The sequence below is a fragment of the Marinobacterium profundum genome (assembly GCF_001528745.1).
Classification (GTDB): domain Bacteria; phylum Pseudomonadota; class Gammaproteobacteria; order Pseudomonadales; family Balneatricaceae; genus Marinobacterium_A; species Marinobacterium_A profundum.
The window spans coordinates 1-22,097 of sequence record NZ_BCNS01000157.1 but is presented as its reverse complement, the minus strand read 5'-3'; the positions used below and the strand labels follow the sequence as shown (position 1 = coordinate 22,097).

Genomic DNA, 22,097 nt, shown 5'->3' with positions numbered 1-22,097 from the left:
GCTATTCCACTATCGCAGGATGTGTTGTCGTTGGTCGCACGATGAATCTTCAATCACCGAGAAGGTTTGTCCAAGCCACGCAATACCCAGCCAAAACCATAGAAGTTTATGGTTCGGCAGCAAGGCTGAGGCGCTATGGCTTAACTGGGGTTGCGCTAAGGGCAGGTTCCTCTCAATTCAAAACCATATCAGGCAACCACAACACTATTACCGGAAACAGCGTCAGTAAACCCACTGCCCCAAGTAATATAAGCCAGTAGGGCACCGAGGCTTTGGCGGCTTCGGCGATATTGACCTCGTTGTTGGTGATCGAGGTAAGCACGAACAGATTCAACCCTATCGGTGGAGTAATCATGCCGACCTCCATCAGCAGGGTGACGATAACGCCGAACCAGACTGGGTCGAAGCCAAGGCTGGTTACCATCGGGAAGGTGATCGGTAGTGTCATTAGTAGCAGCGAGATACCATCGAAGAAGCAGCCCAGCACCAGATAAATCAGTACGACCATCACCAATACGCCGTAGCGATCAAAACCAAGTGTCGAGATCATGTCGACGGCTGTACGGGGGAGGCCAAGCAGGCTTACTGCCTGGGCCAGGATTACAGTGCCAACCAGGATTAGGGCGATGGAGCTGAACATCATGGCGGCGCGCTGGAAGGCAAGCCAGAGCTTGGGCAAGGTCAAGTCGCCCCATGTCAAACCTAGGCCGATCGAGGCGGCTACGCCCAAGGCAGCTGCTTCCGTGGGGGTCGCGATGCCCATATAGATGGTGCCAAGCACGAAAAAAATCAGGATCGGTAGGGGCCAGACTTGCAGCAGGCCGCGTCCGGCATCCAGCCAGCTGAAGGTATCTTGTTCCAGCGGCGTGACCCTGCTGCCGATACGCGAGCGTAGTAGGATCCAGCAAAAGAATCCCAGTGCAATCATTACGCCGGGTACGAGTCCTGCGAGGAACAGTTTGCCGATCGATACATCCTGGGTCGCACCATAGATTAGCAGTGAAAGGCTTGGCGGAATCAACAGGCCGAGTGTTCCGCCGGCGGCCAAGGTGCCGACCACCATGGCAGGGTCATAACCGCGTCGGCTCAGCTCCGGGTAGCCGACTGAGCCGATTGCAGCGGCCGTGGATGTGCTTGAGCCGCTGACGGCCCCAAACAGGGTGCAGACGGCGATGTTGGTATGCAGTAGCTGGCCCGGCACGCAGCGAAACAGTGGTGCAAGCCCGTTGTAAACCCGCGTCGACACGCCGCTGGCCAGCAAAATATCACCGAGAAAGATAAACAGCGGTACGGCGCTAAGGGTAAATTCGGTCAGAAGGTTCCAGGCCGCATTGACTGCCAACGAGCTGGCGCCGCCTGCCTGGAAATGTAACAGTATAAAGCCGGTCAACCCCAGTGCGGCACCCAGCAGGGCGCCAGTGCCTAGCAAGATGATCAGGCTGGAACCCAGAATAATCCAGCTCATAGGGGTGTCTCCCTAGTACTTTGGTTAAAGGTGTTTTTAAGTTGAATCAGGATGGTTAGCACCATCGAAAATGGCATGATCGCCATCCAGGGCCAGAGCAGCAGACCACTGATATCAGAGCGAGCGCTGATCTGGTGGGAAAATGTCATGAATTGCCAGGACTCCCAGGCAAGGATCAGTGCGAAAGCAATAAAGATCAGAGCAGCCAGCCATTGCACATAGAGTTGCGCTGTGTGGGACAGCATGCCGGTAAACAGGTCCAGTCCTATATGCCGGTTCTGATTCAGCACATGAGGGATGGTGGTAAAGGCCAGGGTGACGAACATCAGCCCAGCCAGTTCGTCGGAGAATCCAATCGGGTGGCCAATCAGGTAACGCAGTAGGGTGCTGGTGAAGATCAGCACCGTCATCAGGATGCCTGCCAGCACGCCAAGGATGAACAGCATCCGGGCCAGGCGGTCGATCAGCGTCGTAAGCATGGACATAAGCTGTACCTGGAAATGGCCGGGCCAAGGCCCGGCGCAATGGGGTTCGGATCAGTGGTGGGTTATGCCGGATACGGTACGGTAGTAATCGAGGCCTTCGGGGCCGGCACGTTCGGCCATTTCTTCCCATGCACGGTTGGCGGCGCTAACAAAGATTTTTACGTCATTTGTGCTGAAGGCCGGCAGCATGGTGATACCTAATGCTTCACGCTCAGACCGAGCCAGGCGTTCACGCTCCGGATCTACGGCCAAGTCGCGGGTTTCAGCCCAAACCTCTTCGCCAGCCAACTGCAGAATAGTGCGATGCTCCGGGCTCAGGCGTTGCCAAGTTTTGTCACTAACACCGAAGATCCAGGGCGAGGCTGCCCAGGGATGCAGGTAGGCCTCATACTTTGTGACTTCCTGTAGCGAGACGGTTTTAGCAACAGTAGAAAGGTAGTAGGCGCAGTCGACGACGCCGGTCTGCAGCGCTAGGTACATATCGCTTTGCGGAATCACCTGGGCGCTGATACCGAGATGCTTGAAGGTATCGACTAGATGGCTGGACCATACGCGGACTTTTTTGTCCTGCAGTTGTGCAAGGGAGTTGACTGGATCCTTGCAATGCAAGCCTACATCGAAAACTGGTGCAACAACGCCACCCACGCTGTGGATGCCCCATTTTGCGTAGGCCTCGCTATAGAGGTCGCGCAGGGTAGGCAGTACCTCAAGATGTTGGCTACCTTCAGTGATGGCGCCTTGGGCGTAGATCGCCGGCAGTGCAGGCGCATCGCGGTTGTAGTATTCGCCGTAGAGGAAGGCCATGTCGACTAGTCCTGCCTTCATGATCCGCATCATATCGGTTTCCTTGAGGCCGAGGGATCCTGAATGGTAAACCTCGATTTTCAGCTTGCCGCCGGACTTTTCATCCACTAGTACTGTTTCACAGGGCGTTTGATGGGTTGAGTTCATTGTAGGCTCGACCCAGCTTGCGTCTGGCATCTTCCACCTTGAACATCCAGTTGATGCTGGCCTTGGCCTCGTTTCTTCGTGTTTCCCAGGCCGCGAGTTCTTGCGCCAGGGTATCCCAGTCCGGAATGCGTCGATCCAGACACTGTTGGTTCATGTTTCCGATTTCGATCTCGACCATATTCAGCCAACTGGCGTGTTTGGGCGTGTAATGGAACTCGAGCCGGCGCAGGATACGCCGGGCTTCTGCTGCCGGAAATGCCTTGTAAAGTGAGGCGGCTTTGTGCGTCGACAGGTTATCCATGACCACCCGGATGACCTCAGCCTCGGGGTAATGAATGTCCACCAGGTCGCGCATGCACGCGGCAAAGTCGATGCAGCGCTTTTGCTGCGTTGGCTTCACTTTCCGCCATCCCCGGTGGCGATCAAAAAAGACAAACAGGTTCGCGATCCCTTTACGGCAATACTCGTAGTCCTGTCGCGCAGGCTGTCCTGGCTTCATCGGTACGGGATCACGGGTATCAGCGACGAGCTGTTTCATGGCTTCGTCGAAGTTGACCACCGGGCGTTTCTCGTCAGCGGGCTCGACATACAGCTCCAGCACTGACTCCATTTGCGCGATGAAGTCTGCATCGAGCGTTGGCAGGCACCACATCTTCTTCTGCCAGGGTTTAAGCGCATTTTCTTTGAGGCGGCGGCGAATGGTTTCGATAGAGACGGTTTCCAGGTCAGTCAGGGCGACTAACCGTTCACCCAATAAACTGAGCGTCCAGCGCGCACAGCCTTGCGGTGGCTTGCTGCAGGCCAGTGCGATTAACTTTGCTTCATCGACCGCGTTGAGTAACCGAGCGCCTCGCGGCTGACTCCCCTCAGCTAGGGCGCTCTCCAGCCCGTATTCGACAAAGTTGCGCTTGGTGCGATACACCGTGGCCGTTCCAGCCGACAACGCATCGGCGATAGCCTGATCGGTATGCTTGCGCTGATCAGCCATCAACAAGATGTTGGCGCGCTTGATCGTGCGGGCACCGGTGCTGCCTTTGGCGGTGATGGCGTGCAGGTATTCACGTTCCTCTGACGTCAGGTCGATACGGTACTTGATGTTCACAACGGGTCCTTGTGGTGGTACAACCGGCAAAGAAGAACACCGTCAATGACCGATGTCGACCCCGAAAGGTAAAGCATGTCCGTGAGCTATACCGACAAGCAAGGCCAGTACCTTGCGTTTATCTACTACTACACCAAGGTGAATGGCTATGCGCCTGCTGAGCAGGACATGCAGCGATATTTCGAGGTCTCAGCCCCCGCTGTCCACCGGATGGTCGTTGAACTGGAAAAGAAGGCTCTGATACAGCGCACCCCACGCAAGCCACGCAGTATAGCGCTCAGGCTGTCGCGCTCTGAGCTACCAGACCTGAAGTGATGCCTCGCTGGTCAGCAGCCAGGGGCAGACAGGGAAAATGATGGAGTTCCAATCAATCATTTTCCCTGTGAAACGGTACTAGTCGAGCGAAGTGTTCGACTTGCTGTGCCTCGGGGCGTGTTTGAGCGATGCTGCTATGCAGCTTGAGTCGAGTAGCCTCATTGGCATGGGCTATTGGCATCAGGGCCAGTAGCGAGGCCAGTAGCAGTGTTCGGATAACTGTGCTCATTACCGTTCCTTCTTCTTGTTGTGGGTAGGCGGTATAGGTTATTGGCTGTACTTGAAAAAGGGGCCCTCGCTGCGGTTGTCGGCGTTGGGTGTCGACTGCCACGATTGTGCAATGCGCGGGGCCCCGATGCAGTCAGTCTCAGCCTTTCGCTGCACCAACGGTATTCAGGTAATCAACACACTTGTCGACCGGCTCCACATCGGCGAATTTAGCGTCGATATCGAACAGATTCCAGGCCACAGCCCCAGGCACGCGGTCACCGATACATTCTTTCACTGCGATGGTGCGAAAGCCTTCAGCCAGACCGTCGCAGAGGGTAGTGCGAACACAGGCTGACGCAGTAACACCGGTTACCAGAATGGTGTCCACGCCGGCTGCGCGCAGGAAGCCTGCCAGGTAGGTGCCGTGGAAGGAGCTGGCGCGTTTCTTGATTAGTACTTGTTCGCCCTCGATCGGCGCAATACGCGAATCGATTGCCCAAAGGTCTTCATTACTTTGATCCACCACGTCAACCGGGATCTTGTTGTGCCACAAGCCCATATCGGTATTGGGGTTTTCACGGTCGGTGACTTGATAGCAGGTGGTGACATGGATAACCGGGAAACCGTGGGCACGGCAGGCTTCAAGCAGACGCTGCACGCCAGGAATGATTTCGTCGTCAATTTTATCGCAGGTGAAGGGGTTGCCTGGACGTGTCCAGGCGTTGGCGAGGTCGACGTTGATCAGCGCGGGTTTCTTACCGAAACCGACGCGACGCTGAAAGCCGCGATCCTGATAAAGCTTGGTGGATTCCTCAAACGCCTGTTCAAGCATTTCCATCAGTTGTTGAGACATGTCTTTTGCTCTCGTGTGATTTACTGGATAAGTGAGTGCCGGGACTGGGATCGCCCTTTGCTCCGGTAAAGACACTTTAGGGTGATTGATTGATGTCGTCTAATTCATTGTTGTAAGTGATTATTATCATTTTTGGTATTAAAGTATTTGGGGTGCCGTGAGAGACCAGATGCAGAAACGTAAGTGAGCGGTGATCACACCGGCAGCGCCCATGCGCCGCCACGGCAGGCCTTACACAAGCGCAAGAAGTTTTGGGTTCAGCTCCAGACGCTCGCCGCGCCAGGTCTCATCAATACGGATAATCGCAGCGGTTCTTGTAACCAGAGCTGGCAGCGATCGGCCTGCGTCACGGGCCAGTTCACGACCAGGTTACCGCCCGGGCGCGGGATCTCGATGCGGATGCTGTCGTCAGAGCTCAGTATCATTTTTTGATCTGGAGGGGCCGACAACGCGAGCGGTATAAAGGAAGATGTTGAAGACGGTGGTGATTGCGCGGTGCGAATCCATTTATGGACCAGGTTGGTATTGAGCCCATGGTCCAGCGCGGCCCCGGCGACTGAGGTACTCGGCTGCTGGCAGGTTGTCACAATTCTGGATTTGAGCTCGGCGGTATAATGACGATGCTTCAGATAAGCTTCATAAAGTCATCATAGGTTTCCACTTGAAGATGGGTGGACACTATCGGATAGCTACCGTATCTGGCTCAAGATGGGTTCACCGCAATTAGTCGTAGGTCGGAAGGGCCTATCGGGCGTGAACCGAACTACAGGTAGGGCTCAATATGACGGAATTGACCTTCACTCACCGATGAATTGGCCCTGGTTTCGTTGTCGCCTTAGGGACGCTGCGCAGTTGAGAAAATCATCGGTTATTCGAGATGCACTTGTCTGTCGAAGCAGGTTGGGATTGCATGGGAGGCATCATTCTCTGTAAGAAGTTGTAAACGCTGCCCTAGTATTTGCCAAGCTTCTTGCATCTCTTTGGCATAGTTGTGCCGTTGGTATGTGCGCTTTACTTTGTTTTCTTCGGTATGGTTCAAGCAACGCTCTGCAACCTCCGGTAGCACCCCTGAGGCAACCATGATGGTCGCTCCGGTGCGGCGGAGGTCATGTGGGGTCCATTTGCCACCAGGCATTAGCAAAGCCTGTCCATTCTGGCTTCGCCCACTCATGGGTCCTTTCTCCAGTGGGCGTTGTCGATCAGTCAGCTGTTTGGTGATTGTCTTTGAGCATACTGACGTTGAGCCGCTGCGGTTAGGGTAGCACCAGCGGCCTGCACCCGTAAGATTATGAAGCTGCTCAAAATGTCGCATTGCAAATGAAGAAAGGTAGACGGTGTGGGGTTTCCCGTTTTTGCTATTTTCTGCGGGGATTAGCCATTCCTGTTTTCTGAGGTCAATATTTCGCCACTCAGCAGCTAACAGCTCTCCGATGCGACAGCAGGTGGAAAAGCATATCCATACAGCAGTTTCCGTGGTTATTAGCAGCCCGGCGTTCGGAATACCTTCCTTTAACTGGCGGATTTCATCATCCGACAAAATACGATCTCGTTCTATGCTTGGTCCACCGATGCTGGTCTTGCTGATAGCTGCTGTTGGATCGGCGTCGAGAATTTCACGTACAACTGCAAATCGGAACATCTGCCGGAGTGAGCTGAGTGTAACTTTCGCCATACGAGGCACGCCTCGTGCCAAGAGGGTGTCGGTAATGTTGGTGATATCGCGGCGGCGAATATCTTCGACTGCGATCGAACCGATTAGCGGGAATACCTCTTTGGTGAAGAGGCGGCGCATCTCTGCGCCCTTGTCCTTGCGGCGTACCAAGTCTACTTTTGCCCAATGCTCGAACAGCTCTGTTACTGTTCTTCGGCTGCGGTGCGTCTGACTCTCTTGTTCTAAGCGCACAAGCTCGATATCCCGCTCAGCCTGTCGCTGGCGCTCCTCTGTTTGGAGGTGCTCACGGATATTAGAGAGGCCGCTCTGGTGAAGTGCCGCCAACTCTTTGGCCTTCAATCTGGCTTGAGTCAGGGTGAGGTAACCTGGCTGTACTTCCCGGCTATAACTTCCGATGGGGAGCCGATCCCGACGGCCTTCATTATTGGTGTAACGGAAATAAAAGGAGCGCTGGCCGCTTGGTGTGATGCGGGCTACCAATACACCATGACCTCGAATAACGGTTTCATTCAGCCAGCGATCCTTGCTGTCTGGTTTAGCATTAATCTGTCGATCCGTAATCGTTGCCATACTAAGTCGCTTCTCGTGCCCGTTCTGTGACCGTTTGAGAATAGCTTTGGTGGGACGCCATGGGAAGGCTAGGGACAAGAAGATGATGAATTTATGTCTAAGTTATTGATATATAACAACGTAGTGGACTGGGTGGGATCGGTGTGGATGTTGACTTTCTTTTATGGGGTGCAAGGGGTAGAAGGTTCAAATCCTTTCGTCCCGACCAACAAATTCAAACACTTAGGCCGATAGATCATCTATCGGCCTTTGTCGTTGTGCGCCAGGCATGGCGCGTAGCGCCTTGATTGGCGCTGTTCCGGTACGCGTGGTGGCGGCCGGATGACTTGGTGGTGAAAGTCCACTATCGGCCCGGCAAGGGGAACGATTAGCCGAACGGCAAGGGTGTCCACCGCGAGGTGGAATCTGAAGGAAGCCGAAGGCAAAGCACTGGCCCGACGAACAGAAATCGCATAGGAGGCGGGCGCCGTGGGTGAGGAGGCAATTATCTTCAAAGCCCCATTCTTGCACGGAAACGGTGGACGTAAATGCGGCGGGTATAAGTGTGAAGGTCACGTGTCTTACCCTGGGAGGTCTGCTGTGCTGCCTCTGGCTACGATTGTCGCGAGGCGGTCTGTAGTGGTCAACTAATACCGGACAGTACATTAAGTTTTTCTTCGGCTCTTGCCGGCGGAACACCATCGTTATACTGATGAGGGCGCAGCCAGTTGTAGCGCTGCATCAGGTAGTAGCTGAGGTCACGTTGAGCCTCGAGAGGGCTGACATAGCCTGTCGGTGGTACCCACTCTGACTTCAGGCTCCGGAATACTCTTTCCATCGGGGAATTGACGCTCCTATGTCAAGAAAATCGCGCCGATTCGGCCAAGTCAGCCAGAATCAGCGGGTACAGTTCTCGGACAATGTAGCGCTTCAGGCAGCGATGGATCTCCTTGGAAGACAGGCCTTCAGCCGTTCTGCGCGCAACATAGGCCCGTGTTCGCGGTTCACTTCGCATCCGTACCATCGCAATCGTCCATAGAGCGTTGTTTGCCACGCGGCTACCACCGCGATTGAGGCGGTGTCGGATGGTCTTGCCGGACGACGCGGGCAAGGGGTTCACGCCGCACAAGGCGGCTAATGCCGCTTCGTGTTTCAAGCGTTCCGGGTTATCCCCTGCGACAGATAACAGTATTGCCGCCGTTTGTGGGCCAACACCAAATTGCGCTCGAAGACGCTTGGCATGCTGCTGCGTAAGATCATCCAGGGTTTTATCATGCGCCTCGACTTCTTCAGCCAGCATGCGCCAGCGCTTGGCCAATGCACGTAGCGTGGTCGTCAGCATTTTTAGGTGAGTGGTTGTCCCTAACGCCCGCAGGCATGAACAGGCGCTTACACAATCAGCGGGCTTACTGCGCCACAGGCGTACGCGGATATCCGCTGGCGCGCTGACAAGGAGCGCTCGAAGCTGATTAATGGCCTGAGTTTTGGCTTTAACTGCGCTACGCCGTGCGACAGACACGATGCGCATGGCTTCAGCCACACCGGACTGCTGCTTCGGGATTGCCGTGGCATGTCCTGCCAGTACCGCGCGGGCTGCATTTTCAGCATCGAGAGGGTCTGACTTACCCTTGAGTCTGCGCTGCCGACGATCAGGGCGATTGACCTCCAGGACCTCGATCAGCTGTTCCCGCAATACATGGACCAGGCCTGCACCATAGGTGCCGGTGCCTTCCACGCCCGCTCGCTGTAAGTGCCCGAGTGTTTTGGCCCAGGCCACTAGTGCCTGATACCCCGCGGCATCGGTCGTTACGGCCAGGGTTCCAAGTAGCTTGCCGGCACCATTAATCACGGCGCCGACATGAATATCGAGATGGGTATCAACCCCTAGAATGACGTCACTCGGCGATGAATCATGCATGGCACTGCTCCTGTAATAGATGCATTACCAACCCCATCGCAGGACAGGACACTCAGGGTGCAATACAAGGCTCCTATCAGGTCACAAACGCTGGGCCCGGAATGCTCGGGGAACACCGACGTCGATCGACAGGTCAATACAAAGGCAGTTTGGCCAATCCCAGCACGGGTCAGATCGGGGCGGTGTTCGAAACTATAGTGGACTGAGTATCCCAGCAATTTCCGCGGCGACTCATGCTCTGGCACATGCGGTAGCGCCAGATCCGCTGCTGGAACAGGCGGCTCGCGTATTGACTGCCCTGGTCGGAGTGAAACATGACACACGGCGGCTTGCCGCGCTGTTCATATGCCATATCAAGCGCTTTCACGACCAGCCCAGCATTGGGCTGACTAGAGAAAGCCCAACCGATCACACGGCGCGCATACAAATCCATCACCACGGCCAAATAGTGCCAGCGGCCCTGAGCCCAGATATAAGTGATATCCCCGCACCACACCTGATTTGGGCGTGATACCGCAAACTCACGGTTCAAGAGGTTAGGGATATCAGGACGCTCAATAGGTGCATGCTTGTAGGCATGCGCTCCCGGTTGTTTGCTGATCAGGCCCAGCTCTTTCATCAGTCTATTAACCTTGAAACGGCCAATTTCAATGCCCTCGCTCTGCATCACCTCACGGATGGTTCGACTCCCGGCAGAGCCGCGGCTTTGCGTGAAAATTTCGCGCACTTTACAGCGCAAGTTCAGGCGCTCCACGTCAATACGGCCACGCTTCGTGCGGTATTCATAATAACTGGAGCGGTGTATATCGAACGCAGCACAGACCATATCTACAGGCTCCTGCTCACTCAACTGGTCTATCAGCGCGTACGATCGAGTTCGTCCGACATCAAGAGAGCGGTAGCCTTTTTTAGAATGGATTTCTCACGTTCCAAGCGGTTGATGCGGGCTTCAAGCTCCTGGATGCGCTGCTGCTCCGGTGTAAGCGCTTTGGCTTTGGGCGTAGCGCCTCCGCGTTCGTCTTGGAGCTGCTGAACCCAGCGACGCAACGCAGTGCTGCCAACGCCCAGTGAGCGACAGGCCTCGGTAATGGAGTACCCCTGATCCAAAACAAGGCAGGCAGCCTCGTGCTTGAACTCGGTTGAAAATGAACGACGTTGTCTTGCCATAGAACACCTCATCTGCGGTGGTGACTGTACCACCTAAATCGGTGTCCGGAATCATTGAACCACTACAGACTTTGCTACATCGGGGATAAGAGGGGCCGAGAGGGCTCCGCTGGACAATGGAGTGTTCATGTCGTAAGTACAGTCAGCAGAAGCCATACTCGATTTCTGGACTTCGGACCTGAAAGAACGGGCCACCCAATTGCGCGACAAGCGCCACGGCCCGATGCCAGAACTCCATGAACGGCCGGTGCTGAAAATGGGCCGTTTTCTGTTTCAGTTACCGTGGCTGATGGCGTTCCAGAACAATTCGACGGCGGCACTTAACAACCTGCGCCGTATTTGGGGGTCGAAGACAGGAAACCCGGGATGAAACCCAGCGTATCGAGACACGGTTGGCGGAGCAGTTTGCAGCGCGTGGATTCAGAGTCGTAGCGAATTATCAGTCCCCTAAGACGGATGACTATGATCCGGGTGAAATCGATCTGATCTGCCAGCGGGATGGTCACCTACTAGTGCTGGAGATCAAGTCTACCTTCTTGCGCAATTCGCAGTTCGATGCATGGCTGCACAAAACGCAGACGCTGCGTAAAGCCGGGACGCAAGTAAAGCGGCAGGTCGAATCTGTTACTGAGGTGTTGAAGACCGATATGACCCTGGCAACTAGTCTGGGACTGGAGAACGACGCTGATGGCCTGGAAATCCATGGCTAGATTGTAGATACGTCGATTGAACACGACCATGAGCGTTTTTCGGGCTTCCTGAAGGTTTTGATCTTACCCAGTAATCGTGGACACGGGTTTAAGCGACGTCTCGGGACTCGAAGTCCTCCGGACTCATAAAGCCAATCGTACTGTGCCGGCGTTGTCGGTTGTAGTCCAGTTCAATGTACTCAAACACCTGATGGCGCATACTCTCGCGCGTCGGAAAATGCTCGCCGTGGATGGCTTCAACTTTCAGGCTGTGGAAGAAAGTCTCGGCACAGGCATTGTCGTAGCAGTTGCCTTTCGCACTCATGCTGCACCTCAGTTTTTGGGATGATAGCAAGCGCTGATAATCCGCTGAGCAATACTGACTTCCCCGATCGCTGTGAACAATCGTGCGGCTTGGGTGCTTGCGCCCCCACAGCGCCATCTGGAGGGCATCACACACCAAAGCGGCGGTCATGCGCTCGCTCATGGCCCAGCCGATCACGCGGCGGGAGTACAGGTCGATGATGACCGCGAGATATAGCCAGCCTTCACCTGTTGCAAGGTAGGTGATTGCCGTATTGCCCCTAGCTGAATACAGCGGTATACCTTACCGCTCCATATTTTCTCTGTTGGATCGGACCAGTGAAGCGATTTTTATAAGGTTTTAGGGGTGAACGTTACGGTGATTACCGTTATTTACCCTATCGAACCTGTGGATGGCGTGCCGACATTTTCTATCCAACGAAGGGATTGTCGCCTGTAATGTGGGGAATAGCCACGAAAGACAGAGCTATTCAGAGTTTCTCTCTTTATTAATTGCTCTTTGATAACTGTGAATGCTTTCAATATTACTAATATAGCGTTCAATATTGGGGAATTTATTTACAATTTTTAGCCTGTTTAGTGCGCCATGTACGACAAACCCAAGCATGAAGTCTGCTCCTGTAAGACGATCTTCTACTAAGAAGTTTCTACCTTTGAGGTGGTTATTTATATATGAGAATATCTTGTTGAATTCTGTTTCGGCATAGTCGCTTAGGAACTTTAGGTCGGTTCCTGATTGGATTTCATATTGATTGAATACTTTTAGTAGAAACGGAAGCATGGCTGAGCTTTCTGAGAAGTGAATCCACTCTAAGTAATCAGTGTATTCTTCTGAGAGTGCATTTGGTGCTAAATGAGGAGCGAATCTATTAATCAGAATCTCCACGATAGCGCCAGACTCTGCAATTATCTGCCCATTTAATTCAATGACGGGAGATTTTCCGAGAGGGTGGATGGCCTTCAGTGAGGCGGGGGCTAAGTGTGTTTTTTCATCGCGGTTGTACTTGATTAACTCATACGGTTCGCCTATTTCCTCCAGTAACCACAGGATGCGAATCGAGCGTGAATCATTAAGATGGTGAAGTTTTATCATCGTTTTGGCTCCATTTGTATGTGACACACCGGACATCTATGCCTGGTGATTATTGCTTGTTAATTAAGGTGGTTATTTGCTTGATATTCAGGCGGTACTCCTTGTTGGCACGTCAACGCATAACCGCCACCAGCGTCGGATCAGAGGGGCTGAGCAGGGAAGTATTTCACCTTGTCGCGCCACTTGTAGAAGGTCGCCGATCTGGTGCCGTGCTCGCGATAAAGCTCCGAGACTGGGGCTACCGACCTCAGCTTGCTTGAGAATGGCAATGACTTGGTTGTCCTAAAAACCACGCGATGTCTTCGCACAAAAATTCATTGTTCCGATTAGGAGAAAAATTCTAGTCTGACAAGCACTGATTTCAGGGGACATTGCCATCCGAGCGTGTGAACAGGGCCCTTCAAATGAGCGATCTGAGCGCTTCAATGAATGCCGAAATATTTTGATCATGGCGCTTGTAGTATGTCCAAGGGCCAATGCGCTGGGAGGTCACCAGCTGAGCACGCTGTAGAGCGGTTAGGTAAAGGGAAACAGTGGACTGGGACAGTCCAACCCGCTTCTGAATGATGCTCACACAGACCCCAACCTCCTCGGGATCAATCTCCTGCTCGGGGAAATGCTTCCGAGGATCCTTCAGCCAATTCAAGATCGCCAAGCGCATTGGATTGTCCAAGGATTTAAGTGCTTCGCTGACATCTGTACTCATAAAAATTCGATACCTGTTTTTCTAGATATTACAATTTTAGGATTTATCGAGTCCAGACGCAAGTTACGCCCTTGTAAGGTAGGGGGCCGTGCACTGAGGGCTCTTTATTCGTAAGTTGGGTAGTCGATGTAACCTTTCCCCGTCCCACCGTACATAGTGCTGGGGTCTACAGGGTTCAGCGGCCAGTCATTGGCGATGCGGGTCGGCAGATCTGGATTCGCAATAAATGGTCGACCAAATGCAACCAGATCGCCCCAGCCAGCCTCGATTACGCGAACGCCACGCTCAGCCGTGTATTTCCCGGCGTAGAGAATCTTGCCACTGAAGGTTGAGCGAACTGCGCTTCGGAAGGTTTCCGGCAGTTCAGGCGCGTTATTCCAATCAGCCTCAGCCAACGAAAGATACGCGATGCCAACTTCTTCCAGAATCTTGATGGCCTCGACATAGGTTTCATGCGGATTTTCTTCTACCAAACCAAGGTAGACACGGTCTTCGTCGGTGCTAGCAAAAAGTGGTGCGAAACGAACGCCCAAGCGCTCCTTCCCAACAACCTCCGCGACGGCCTGAGTTATCTCACGCAGGAGTCGCAAGCGGTTTTCCAGGGAGCCACCGTATTCATCTTCGCGGTGATTCGTGTGAGCTGAAATGAACTGGTTTACCAGATAGCCATTAGCGCAGTGAATCTCAACACCGTCGAAGCCTGCATCAAGCGCATTTCGAGCAGCTTGGGCATACATCTGAACAATTTCTTTGACCTCTGAGGTGGTCAGAGCGCGTGGAACCGAGGGGGGAGCAAGTGCCCCGGCGCCAGGAGCTGTTTCGATAAATACGCTGACGTTGTCGGCAGCAATCGCAGAAGGCGCAATCGGAGCTTCCCCACCTGGTTGCAGTGAGTTATGAGATACGCGGCCCACATGCCACAATTGGGCGAAAATTACGCCGCCTTCTTCATGCACTGCGTCGGTTACTTTGCGCCAGCCTTCGACCTGCTCAGCACTGTGGATACCTGGCGTCCAAGCGTAGCCTTGACCACGTGGTTCGATTTGAGTGCCCTCGGTGACCATAAAGCCGGCACTTGCGCGCTGTCGGTAATAGGCCGCCATCAGGTCGTTGGCGATATTACCTGGTTGCGAACTCCGCGAGCGAGTCAATGGCGGAAGAACGATACGGTTCTTCAGGGTATAAGGCCCAAGCTGAGTGCTCTGGAACAGAATAGAATCTTTCATTTTAAATACCTCAATATCTAGAATTTTAAATATATAAAGTTAAAATTTCTAACTCTTCAGCGTCAGAAAAGTCCGAGCGGGGCTTCGCCGAGGCTAATGAAGACGTTCTTCTTTTGGCTGTAGGCTTCAAGCATCGACTTGTGCGTTTCGCGCCCTAGGCCTGACTTCTTGTACCCACCGAAAGGCGCGTGTGCCGGAATTTCGTGATAGGTGTTAACCCAAATCCGGCCTGTTTCAACTGCTCGCGCAACCCGCAGCGCCCGGTTTATGTCTTGAGTCCAGACGGCGCCAGCAAGGCCATACTCAGAGTCATTCGCCATAGCGATGACTTCAGCCTCATTCTTGAATGGGATTACGCATAGGACAGGGCCAAAGATTTCCTCGTAAGCGACCCGCATATCGTTTCGGACATCGACAAGGATGGTTGGCTCGAGATAGAAACCAGCATCATATTGACCGCCAGCGATCCGGCCACCACCGGTGAGAACACGAGCACCTTCTTTTTTTGCGATATCGATGTAGCCAAGGATCCGATCCATCTGAACTTTGCTGATCTGAGCGCCCATCATCGTTTCCGAATCTAGTGGATCCCCAATCCGGACGTTTTCGAATTTTTTCTTCAGTTGACCCACGAAACGCTCAAAGATCGACTCGTGAACGAACAAGCGAGCACCCGATTCGCAGACCTGCCCCTGATTCCAGAGGATGGCAAGCGCAGCACCTTCAACCGCCTTTTCCCAGTTAGCATCTGCAAATACGATATTGGCCGATTTGCCTCCCAGCTCCAGCGTGGCAGGGATAATTTTCTTGGCAGCAGCTGCTGCAACTGCTTCCCCCACGCGGGTCGAACCGGTAAAGGCAAGTTTGCGGACGTGGGGGTGATCCAGCAGTGCCTGGCCTGCGACGGCACCAACGCCAGTAATGATATTGACTACACCAGGCGGAAGTACTTTCGCAATCAGCTTAGCCAGCTCGAAGATGGTGATAGGCGTCATTTCAGATGGCTTGATTACCACCGTATTACCCGTTGCGATTGCAGGAGCGAGCTTCCAAGCGGCCATCAACAGAGGAAAATTCCATGGAATAACTTGGCCAATGACCCCGAGGGGTTCGCTTAATGCAATGCTGAGTGTCAGCTCGTCAAGCATCACCGCCTCGTCTGAATGACTGCGGATTGCCCCAGCGAAGTAGCGAAAATGGTCGATGGCCATCGGTACGTCAATTGCCCGGGACTCGCGGATCGGCTTGCCGACATCCAAAGTCTCAAGCACAGCGAATCGCTCGGCTTCAGCCTCCAATAGGTCAGCGATCTTAAGAAGCGCATTGGATCGCTCGGTGGGAGTGCTGGTACGCCAGGTGTTGAAGGCACGCGAGGCGGCTTGGACAGCGCGATCCACATCCGCAGCAGTAGCGTTAGGGATTCGAGTGAGGAATTCGCCGGTAGCCGGGTTTAAATTGTCGATTGTCTCTCCGCTCTGTCCCTCAACCCATTGATTGTCGATGAACAAGCCGTAACTGGTGTCCGGACGGAACGCAGAAGGAATATCTTCCAGGTGTTTCATGTGAGCCTCCACTGTTGGCTGTGCGAGCAGTGAAGTTATACTATTCGCGATATTGAAATTTGTCAATATCCAAATATTCATGGCGGCTTTCCATGCTTTCGGGCCTCGAGGTACAGAGCATCTATTGTGGATATTAATGTTTTGATGCCAAGGGGAAACTGTCCGAACCGGCCAAACTTAGCCGCAAACGTCAATAGCTGCTAAAGGCCCAGGCCAGTCGACAGACTATGCAGATAAGCTGGCGCGTACCCGAAATCATCTGGGTTTCATCCGGCGCCGGCCGGTCAGAAACCAGGTATGTAGCTCGCCGATGCCTTTGGCCTCGATGAGACCGCGTTCCTCGAACAGGAAGGCCTCACCGAGCCGGTGGCGAGTTTCATCGGTCAGCTGCACGCGTCCAGGCAGGCCGTGGGACTCCATCCGGCTGGCAGTGTTGACCGCGTCACCCCAGAGGTCATAGATGAACTTGCGCTTGCCAATGACGCCGGCCACCACGGCGCCGCTATTGAGACCGATGCGCAGCTGCAACTGGTAGCCGCGGTTTACGTTGAAGCGCGCGAGCGCGTCCTGCATGTCCAGCGCCATATGCGCCGCCCGCTCGACATGATCAGCTGCCGGCACCGGCACCGGCACCGGCAGCCCTGCCGCCGCCATGTAGGCATCGCCAATGGTCTTGATCTTCTCGAGGCCGCGGTTGTCGGCGATGCTGTCAAAGTCGGTGAATATTTCATTGAGCACCGCCACCAGCCGCTCGGGACTCATGCCGGCTGAAAACCGGCTGAACTCGACGATGTCCGCGAACAATACCGTCACGTCCTGAAAGCTGTCGGCGATCACGGTCGGCGAGCTCTCGGTGATAAGGTCGATGGAGGGGCTTCAGGCGCTCAGCAATCGGTGCGGGTAATAGGTTGAGCAGCCGCCGCTCGGACATATTCTGAGCCGCCACGATATTGTCGTATAGCCCCCGCTCTCGGACCTCAAAGAAAAGATTGAAGTCATACGTGGCTGGACCGTGAACGAGGCCCTATCCAAGGGGAGTCTGAAAGCGGCAGCAGCCATACTCGAGCCGGACGTGCCATGAAACGGACTGTCCTTGCCGTGCGCCCCAATATATATCACTGCGCCTTATGATCGGGCATGGAGTGGTAATCAGGTGCTTAACGTTGTCAGTGGCATCATGGGATCTAGCCTCTCATGGCAGTAGTATGTGCAACATGCACAATGGTTTATTGCTAAATGTATCATTAATGAACATTTGTTTTGAAAGATGTGGATTGGTCCGCTCTCTGGAATGGGAATTGCTCTCACCAATACTGAGAATGCGAATGTCCTATTTAAATTGGGGTTAAGACTATGGAAACGACCGACTACCCTTTGAGCGAAGTGCCCAAAGATAAGCGTAAAGGGCTCCTTTCAATATCCGTCATATTGCTAGGCTTCACGTTCTTCACTTCGACAATGTGGGCCGGAGGTTCACTCGGTCAGGCTTTTGCGTTTGAAGAGCTGCTATCGGCTATCCTCATCGGCAATCTGCTGCTGGGAGCCTATGCCGCGGCATTGGGTTACATCGCGTGCAAAAGTGGTTTGAACACTGCGCTGATGGGTCGCTTCTGCTTCGGGGAAGTGGGAAGCAAGCTGTCGGACGTTATACTCGGGTTCACCCAAATCGGCTGGTACGCCTGGGGAACCGCTACGATCGCCATCGTGCTGGTAAAAACAACAGGGCTTTCCGAGTCCTTTGAAATCCCCTTGATGATACTGTTCGGGTTCGCTTTCTGTATTACGGCGATGATTGGATATAAAGGTCTGGACTGGCTGTCTCGTATTGCTGTCCCTGCCATGATGCTGTTTATCCTGGTTAGCCTGTACACCGGTCTTGTTGACGCGGGTGGCCTGTCAGGCTTGATGGGGCAGGAACCCAGCGAAAGCATGAGCTTTGCAGCCGCAATTACCGTTGTGATCGGTACCTTTGTCTCTGGCGGTACTCAGGCAACCAACTGGAGCCGCTTTGCCAAAAGCCCCCAAGTGGCGGTTATTGCCACAATGGCAGCTTTCTTTGTTGGTAACGGCTTGATGGTGTTGACAGGTGCACTTGGGTCACTGATCTACCAGCAGGCTGATATTGTTGATGTGATGCTGGCGCAGGGCTTTGTTGTGCTTGCGGTGCTGATGCTGTTCCTAAACATTTGGACAACGCAGGACAACACCATTTACAACTTCGCGGTTGCCGGTTGTAACCTGCTGCGCACAGACAGGCGGCGCCTGGTCACGGTTGGGGGTGCAACTATCGGTATCGTGCTGGCTGTGGGTGGTATGTACAACATGTTGATCCCGTTTCTGGTGCTTCTGGGTACCTTTATTCCACCGGTTGGCGGCGTGATTATGGCTGACTTCTGGGTCAAGCATGGTGGCAGCTATCCGAAACTCCAGGAAGCCAGCCTGCCCGCATTCAACTGGACCGGTCTGATCTCTTACGCAATCGGTTCCGCAGCTGCGTACTTCTCGCCGGTATTGCCGCCGGTGATCGGTGTCTTCTGCGCCATGCTGTGCTACGCGGCTCTGGACAAAGCTTTAGCGCAACAGCCTGCTTTGGGTGAGGTTCAGGGCTGATATGGCTATCACCTGTGCTGACATCACGCGCCTGCCGGGGCTGGAAGAAATCCGCTTTCGCGCAGGCCTGCAAGGAGGCGGCAGGGTGGTACGCTGGCCGTATTGTGCGGAGAACGACAGCTTCGTGCCCTGGGTGACAGGGGGGGAGCTCGTATTTGTGACGGGTATCCATCACCGCCGTAATGAGGCCAACCTGATACAGCTCGTTCACGACGCTGTGAAGTGTGACGTCGCCGGACTGGTGATACTGACGGGCTCTGAATACATTCAAAAGATTCCGTCCCGAGTTTTGGAGCTGGCCAATGAACTCAATTTACCGGTGCTGGAGCAGCCCTACTCACTGAAGCTGGTCTATGTCACGGAGGTCATCAGCAATGCGATCATTCAGGGAAATCTGATCGGTCAATCTACCAAGCTGTTTCTGACCCGGTTGATCAATGGCTTTGCGGATACACCGGAGCTCATTCACCTCAGAGCGGCTGAGCTCGGCCTGAATGACAATCGGCCCTATTGCACGCTGAGCATCAGGATCTCCAAAGTTCAGCAAAGACTAGCAGACAAGGATCAGGAGCAGAAAAAGCGACTTTTAACTCAACGTGACCAGCTTGAGCAGTACCTCGAGAATCTGCTGAAACGCAGAGGGATTGAGTGGCCGGTATTGGTATTTGAACACGACTTGATCGCTATCTGGCCGTGCGACAGTGGACACTCCAGTGCGTTGGAGGAGGAGCTTAACGACGCAATGACCGCTTTACAGGCTCAGCTACCAGAAGAGCCCATCTGCATGGGGGTCAGTGATCTGCACCCTGGATTAAGTCAGCTCTCCCTGGCGGTGGAGCAGGCTCGCCAGGCTGTACAGTTTGCTGCCCAGAGTAGAAGCCAGAAGTCGTTCTTTTATGATCAGCTTGGTATTGCTCGTTTGTTCTCGGCGATCCCACAAAGAAATATTTTATCAAAGTTCTGTGAGCAGCAACTTGGTGAACTCTGTTTTTCGCGCGATAGCCAGTCGCTGGAGTTGAAAGAAACACTAGAAAAATATTTAAGTTTCTTCGGGAGTCAGCAGCATACGGCTGAATATCTGGGGATTCACCGTAATACGCTTAGGCACAGACTCAAACGTATAGAAAAACTGATAGGGCACAATTTGAACGACTCCTTCGCTCGTCTCAATGTGCAGAATGCGCTGCTTATCGAGCACATTATTTTTCAGAATCACAATATCGATTCGTAAAAGATTTATTCATATTAGGTCAGAGTCAAGATTATGAAGATTATCAACGCCCGCTTAAGACAGAGTGAAGCGCTATACTCCCTTACGGTTGAGGATGGCGTATTTGCTGAGATAAATAGACAGGACGGTTATGTGGCTTCTCGTGAGGGCGTAGTCGACGCACAAGGCAAGCTGCTGTGTGCCCCCTTTGTAGAGCCGCATATTCACCTGGATGCGGCGCTGACAGCTGGAGAGCCGAACTGGAACATCAGCGGTACGCTTTTCGAAGGTATTCAGCGTTGGAGCGAGCGCAAGCCGATGCTGAGTAAGGAAGACGTACGGAGCCGGGCGCTGGAAACGATCGAGCTTCTGGTGAGCAATGGCGTGCAGTATATCCGTTCCCATGCTGATATTTCAGATCCAAGCCTGATTGGTCTCAAGACGCTGTGCGATCTTCGGGATGAGCTGAAAGACAAGGTCCGGATTCAGGTCGTGGCTTTCCCGCAAGAGGGTTTGCTGTCTTATCCCAAGTGCCTTGAGTACATGGAAGAGGCGCTGGAGTACGGCGCAGATGTGATCGGCGGTATACCGCACTTCGAGTACACCCGAGAGGTGGGTGAGCAGTCGATGAAGACTGTTATCGAATTGGCGCTGAAGTACGACCGTTTGGTTGACGTTCACTGTGACGAGACCGACGATCCAAATTCACGATTCCTGGAGGTGCTCGCGCACGAAGCCCTGGTGAGCGGTCTTGGGTCTCGGGTCACGGCCAGCCATACCACCGCGATGGGCTCCTACGACAACGCTTACTGCTCGAAGCTGTTCCGCCTGCTGACAAAATCGCAGATCAACTTTATCTCCTGCCCGACGGAAAGCATCCATTTGCAGGGCCGCTATGATTCCTATCCCAAGCGCAGGGGACTCACACGCGTGAAGGAGCTCACGGAGGCCGGGATGAATGTGTGTTTTGGCCAGGACTCCATCTACGATCCCTGGTATTCCCTGGGGAACGGCAAGTTGCTGCGCACCCTGGATTTCGGGCTGCATATCTGCCACATGATGGGGCACAAGGATTTCAGCTCGGCCCTGGATTTAATCACCGACAACGGTGCGCGTACGCTAAATGTCGAGCATGAATATGGAATTGAAGTCGGCAAGCCGGCCAACTTTATCCTTCTCGAAGGTGAAGACGATTACAGCGTATTGCGTAAACAGGGCGAAGTCCTGATGTCAGTTCATCGCGGAAAGGTATTAACAGGCTGTTGATTTTCTCCCCTGTGGAATGGGGCTTTGGTAGACTGCCAGCGGCGATAACACTTTGAAACGGCTCGAGTATGCGCGGCGAAGACATTATTCAGGAATCCCTTTTCACCACAGTTCATCTGGACGCTTTTGTTCCCAGTGATCATCCACTGAGGCCCATTCGACGGCTGATCGACCAGGCCATGGCGCGTCTCAATTGGTTGTTTGATGGCATTTATGCTGACGGCGGTCGGCAGTCGATTCCGCCGGAGCGCCTGATTCGCGCCCAGCTGCTGCAAGTGCTCTATTCCATTCGCAGCGAGCGCCAGCTGGTCGAGCAGATCAGCTACAACCTGCTGTATCGCTGGTTTGTGGGGCTCACCATCGACGATCCGGTGTGGCATCACTCGAGCTTCAGCACCAACAGGGACCGGCTGCTGGCACATGAGGTCGTCCCTCATCTGTTCGAGGAGGTCGTCAATCTCGCACGGGAGCGCAAGCTGCTCTCCGGCGATCACTTCAGTGTCGATGGCACCCTGATTCAGGCATGGGCGTCGCAGAAAAGCTTTCGCCGCAAGGATGGCAGCGACGACCCGGACCCGGACGGGCCCACCGGCCGCAATGCAGAGCGTAATTTCCGGGGTGAGAAACGCAGCAACGAGACCCACCAGTCCACCACGGATCCGGAGGCTCGCCTGGCCAGGAAGAGCCGAGGCAGCGAATTACGGCTGGCCTACATTGGCCAGAA

General features: G+C 54.0%; 20 protein-coding genes and 4 pseudogenes. 6 read left to right on the top strand and 18 right to left on the bottom strand.

Annotated elements, in window-relative coordinates:
* Positions 1-172 precede the first annotated feature (172 nt).
* From MPRO_RS18850 to MPRO_RS18835, 4 genes are read right to left on the bottom strand one after another with little or no spacing between them, the layout of a single operon-like run.
* Positions 173-1,465, bottom strand: coding sequence for a TRAP transporter large permease (locus MPRO_RS18850; RefSeq protein ID WP_067296615.1), 1,293 nt, complete (start codon positions 1,463-1,465; stop codon positions 173-175).
* The gene (locus tag MPRO_RS18845; protein ID WP_067296611.1) at positions 1,462-1,950 is read right to left on the bottom strand and encodes a TRAP transporter small permease; all 489 of its coding nucleotides are present in this window, start codon (positions 1,948-1,950) and stop codon (positions 1,462-1,464) included. Before MPRO_RS18845 ends, MPRO_RS18850 begins: the two co-directional genes overlap by 4 nt.
* Positions 1,951-2,001: 51 nt before the next feature.
* Positions 2,002-2,901: a TRAP transporter substrate-binding protein DctP gene (dctP, locus tag MPRO_RS18840; RefSeq protein ID WP_245635139.1), complete on the bottom strand. Its 900-nt coding sequence runs from the start codon at positions 2,899-2,901 to the stop codon at positions 2,002-2,004.
* Positions 2,873-4,003 carry an IS630 family transposase gene (locus MPRO_RS18835; protein ID WP_067296607.1) on the bottom strand — a complete coding sequence of 377 codons (1,131 nt, stop codon included), beginning with the start codon at positions 4,001-4,003 and terminating at the stop codon, positions 2,873-2,875. Before MPRO_RS18835 ends, dctP begins: the two co-directional genes overlap by 29 nt.
* Positions 4,004-4,078: 75 nt before the next feature.
* Here MPRO_RS18835 and MPRO_RS18830 point away from each other — a divergent pair, with 75 nt between their 5' ends.
* On the top strand, positions 4,079-4,318 hold the full coding sequence (locus tag MPRO_RS18830) for a LexA family protein (RefSeq protein WP_067296604.1): 240 nt from the start codon (positions 4,079-4,081) through the stop codon (positions 4,316-4,318).
* Positions 4,319-4,370: 52 nt separating this feature from the next.
* Here MPRO_RS18830 and MPRO_RS25940 read toward each other — a convergent pair whose 3' ends face one another.
* The 7 genes and pseudogenes from MPRO_RS25940 to MPRO_RS25195 form a co-directional block, all read right to left on the bottom strand.
* A complete protein-coding gene (locus MPRO_RS25940) occupies positions 4,371-4,547 on the bottom strand; it encodes a hypothetical protein (RefSeq protein WP_158651874.1) in 177 nt (58 codons plus the stop codon).
* 138 nt (positions 4,548-4,685) lie between these two features.
* The gene (locus tag MPRO_RS18825; RefSeq protein WP_067296601.1) at positions 4,686-5,381 is read right to left on the bottom strand and encodes an isochorismatase family protein; all 696 of its coding nucleotides are present in this window, start codon (positions 5,379-5,381) and stop codon (positions 4,686-4,688) included.
* A 257-nt stretch (positions 5,382-5,638) separates the two neighbouring features.
* Positions 5,639-6,010 carry an IS66-like element accessory protein TnpA gene (gene tnpA, locus MPRO_RS26675; protein ID WP_082708968.1) on the bottom strand — a complete coding sequence of 124 codons (372 nt, stop codon included), beginning with the start codon at positions 6,008-6,010 and terminating at the stop codon, positions 5,639-5,641.
* A 239-nt stretch (positions 6,011-6,249) separates the two neighbouring features.
* Positions 6,250-7,623 (bottom strand): tyrosine-type recombinase/integrase, encoded by a 1,374-nt coding sequence (locus MPRO_RS18820; RefSeq protein ID WP_067296598.1) that lies wholly within the window; start codon positions 7,621-7,623, stop codon positions 6,250-6,252.
* Positions 7,624-8,245: 622 nt separating this feature from the next.
* Positions 8,246-8,449 (bottom strand): annotated as a pseudogene (locus MPRO_RS18815) (IS3 family transposase); the annotation flags it as partial.
* Positions 8,450-8,461: 12 nt separating this feature from the next.
* Positions 8,462-9,520, bottom strand: coding sequence for an IS110 family RNA-guided transposase (locus tag MPRO_RS18810; protein WP_067296592.1), 1,059 nt, complete (start codon positions 9,518-9,520; stop codon positions 8,462-8,464).
* A gap of 208 nt (positions 9,521-9,728) precedes the next feature.
* Positions 9,729-10,687 (bottom strand): annotated as a pseudogene (locus tag MPRO_RS25195) (IS3 family transposase); the annotation flags it as partial.
* A 305-nt stretch (positions 10,688-10,992) separates the two neighbouring features.
* Between MPRO_RS25195 and MPRO_RS18795 the strand changes: the two are divergent.
* On the top strand, positions 10,993-11,397 hold the full coding sequence (locus tag MPRO_RS18795) for an NERD domain-containing protein (RefSeq protein WP_500778572.1): 405 nt from the start codon (positions 10,993-10,995) through the stop codon (positions 11,395-11,397).
* A gap of 88 nt (positions 11,398-11,485) precedes the next feature.
* Here MPRO_RS18795 and MPRO_RS18790 read toward each other — a convergent pair.
* From MPRO_RS18790 to MPRO_RS18765, 7 genes and pseudogenes are all read right to left on the bottom strand, one after another.
* Positions 11,486-11,947: pseudogene (locus MPRO_RS18790) on the bottom strand (IS3 family transposase); the annotation flags it as partial.
* Between the two features lie 219 nt (positions 11,948-12,166).
* A complete protein-coding gene (locus MPRO_RS18785; RefSeq protein WP_067296581.1) occupies positions 12,167-12,793 on the bottom strand; it encodes a glutathione S-transferase family protein in 627 nt (208 codons plus the stop codon).
* A gap of 170 nt (positions 12,794-12,963) precedes the next feature.
* Positions 12,964-13,063 (bottom strand): annotated as a pseudogene (locus tag MPRO_RS25935) (transposase); the annotation flags it as partial.
* Positions 13,064-13,193: 130 nt separating this feature from the next.
* On the bottom strand, positions 13,194-13,499 hold the full coding sequence (locus MPRO_RS18780; RefSeq protein WP_067296579.1) for an ArsR/SmtB family transcription factor: 306 nt from the start codon (positions 13,497-13,499) through the stop codon (positions 13,194-13,196).
* Positions 13,500-13,603: 104 nt separating this feature from the next.
* Positions 13,604-14,725 (bottom strand): alkene reductase, encoded by a 1,122-nt coding sequence (locus MPRO_RS18775; RefSeq protein WP_067296577.1) that lies wholly within the window; start codon positions 14,723-14,725, stop codon positions 13,604-13,606.
* A 62-nt stretch (positions 14,726-14,787) separates the two neighbouring features.
* Positions 14,788-16,368, bottom strand: coding sequence for an aldehyde dehydrogenase family protein (locus MPRO_RS18770; RefSeq protein ID WP_245635137.1), 1,581 nt, complete (start codon positions 16,366-16,368; stop codon positions 14,788-14,790).
* A 174-nt stretch (positions 16,369-16,542) separates the two neighbouring features.
* Positions 16,543-17,124 carry an adenylate/guanylate cyclase domain-containing protein gene (locus tag MPRO_RS18765; protein ID WP_216821332.1) on the bottom strand — a complete coding sequence of 194 codons (582 nt, stop codon included), beginning with the start codon at positions 17,122-17,124 and terminating at the stop codon, positions 16,543-16,545.
* Between the two features lie 516 nt (positions 17,125-17,640).
* Here MPRO_RS18765 and codB point away from each other — a divergent pair.
* From codB to MPRO_RS18745, 4 genes are all read left to right on the top strand, one after another.
* On the top strand, positions 17,641-18,897 hold the full coding sequence (gene codB / locus MPRO_RS18760; RefSeq protein ID WP_067296574.1) for a cytosine permease: 1,257 nt from the start codon (positions 17,641-17,643) through the stop codon (positions 18,895-18,897).
* Between the two features lies 1 nt (position 18,898).
* Positions 18,899-20,128, top strand: a complete 1,230-nt coding sequence (locus tag MPRO_RS18755) for a PucR family transcriptional regulator (protein WP_067296571.1) — start codon at positions 18,899-18,901, stop codon at positions 20,126-20,128.
* Positions 20,129-20,161: 33 nt separating this feature from the next.
* Positions 20,162-21,373, top strand: a complete 1,212-nt coding sequence (codA, locus tag MPRO_RS18750; RefSeq protein ID WP_067296568.1) for a cytosine deaminase — start codon at positions 20,162-20,164, stop codon at positions 21,371-21,373.
* A 68-nt stretch (positions 21,374-21,441) separates the two neighbouring features.
* Positions 21,442-22,097: IS5 family transposase (locus tag MPRO_RS18745; RefSeq protein WP_158651872.1), on the top strand; the 656-nt coding region annotated here is incomplete at its 3' end.

Excerpts from the sequence above, each read along its gene's own strand:
- MPRO_RS18755 (WP_067296571.1), top strand. The coding sequence starts at position 18,899 with ATGGCTATCACCTGTGCTGACATCACGCGCCTGCCGGGGCTGGAAGAA.
- MPRO_RS18785 (WP_067296581.1), bottom strand. The coding sequence starts at position 12,793 with ATGATAAAACTTCACCATCTTAATGATTCACGCTCGATTCGCATCCTG.
- MPRO_RS18830 (WP_067296604.1), top strand. The coding sequence starts at position 4,079 with ATGTCCGTGAGCTATACCGACAAGCAAGGCCAGTACCTTGCGTTTATC.
- codB (WP_067296574.1), top strand. The coding sequence starts at position 17,641 with ATGGAAACGACCGACTACCCTTTGAGCGAAGTGCCCAAAGATAAGCGT.
- codA (WP_067296568.1), top strand. The coding sequence starts at position 20,162 with ATGAAGATTATCAACGCCCGCTTAAGACAGAGTGAAGCGCTATACTCC.
- MPRO_RS18850 (WP_067296615.1), bottom strand. The coding sequence starts at position 1,465 with ATGAGCTGGATTATTCTGGGTTCCAGCCTGATCATCTTGCTAGGCACT.
- MPRO_RS18775 (WP_067296577.1), bottom strand. The coding sequence starts at position 14,725 with ATGAAAGATTCTATTCTGTTCCAGAGCACTCAGCTTGGGCCTTATACC.
- MPRO_RS18820 (WP_067296598.1), bottom strand. The coding sequence starts at position 7,623 with ATGGCAACGATTACGGATCGACAGATTAATGCTAAACCAGACAGCAAG.
- MPRO_RS25940 (WP_158651874.1), bottom strand. The coding sequence starts at position 4,547 with ATGAGCACAGTTATCCGAACACTGCTACTGGCCTCGCTACTGGCCCTG.
- MPRO_RS18780 (WP_067296579.1), bottom strand. The coding sequence starts at position 13,499 with ATGAGTACAGATGTCAGCGAAGCACTTAAATCCTTGGACAATCCAATG.
- MPRO_RS18825 (WP_067296601.1), bottom strand. The coding sequence starts at position 5,381 with ATGTCTCAACAACTGATGGAAATGCTTGAACAGGCGTTTGAGGAATCC.
- MPRO_RS18770 (WP_245635137.1), bottom strand. The coding sequence starts at position 16,368 with ATGAATATTTGGATATTGACAAATTTCAATATCGCGAATAGTATAACT.
- MPRO_RS18845 (WP_067296611.1), bottom strand. The coding sequence starts at position 1,950 with ATGTCCATGCTTACGACGCTGATCGACCGCCTGGCCCGGATGCTGTTC.
- MPRO_RS18810 (WP_067296592.1), bottom strand. The coding sequence starts at position 9,520 with ATGCATGATTCATCGCCGAGTGACGTCATTCTAGGGGTTGATACCCAT.
- dctP (WP_245635139.1), bottom strand. The coding sequence starts at position 2,901 with ATGAACTCAACCCATCAAACGCCCTGTGAAACAGTACTAGTGGATGAA.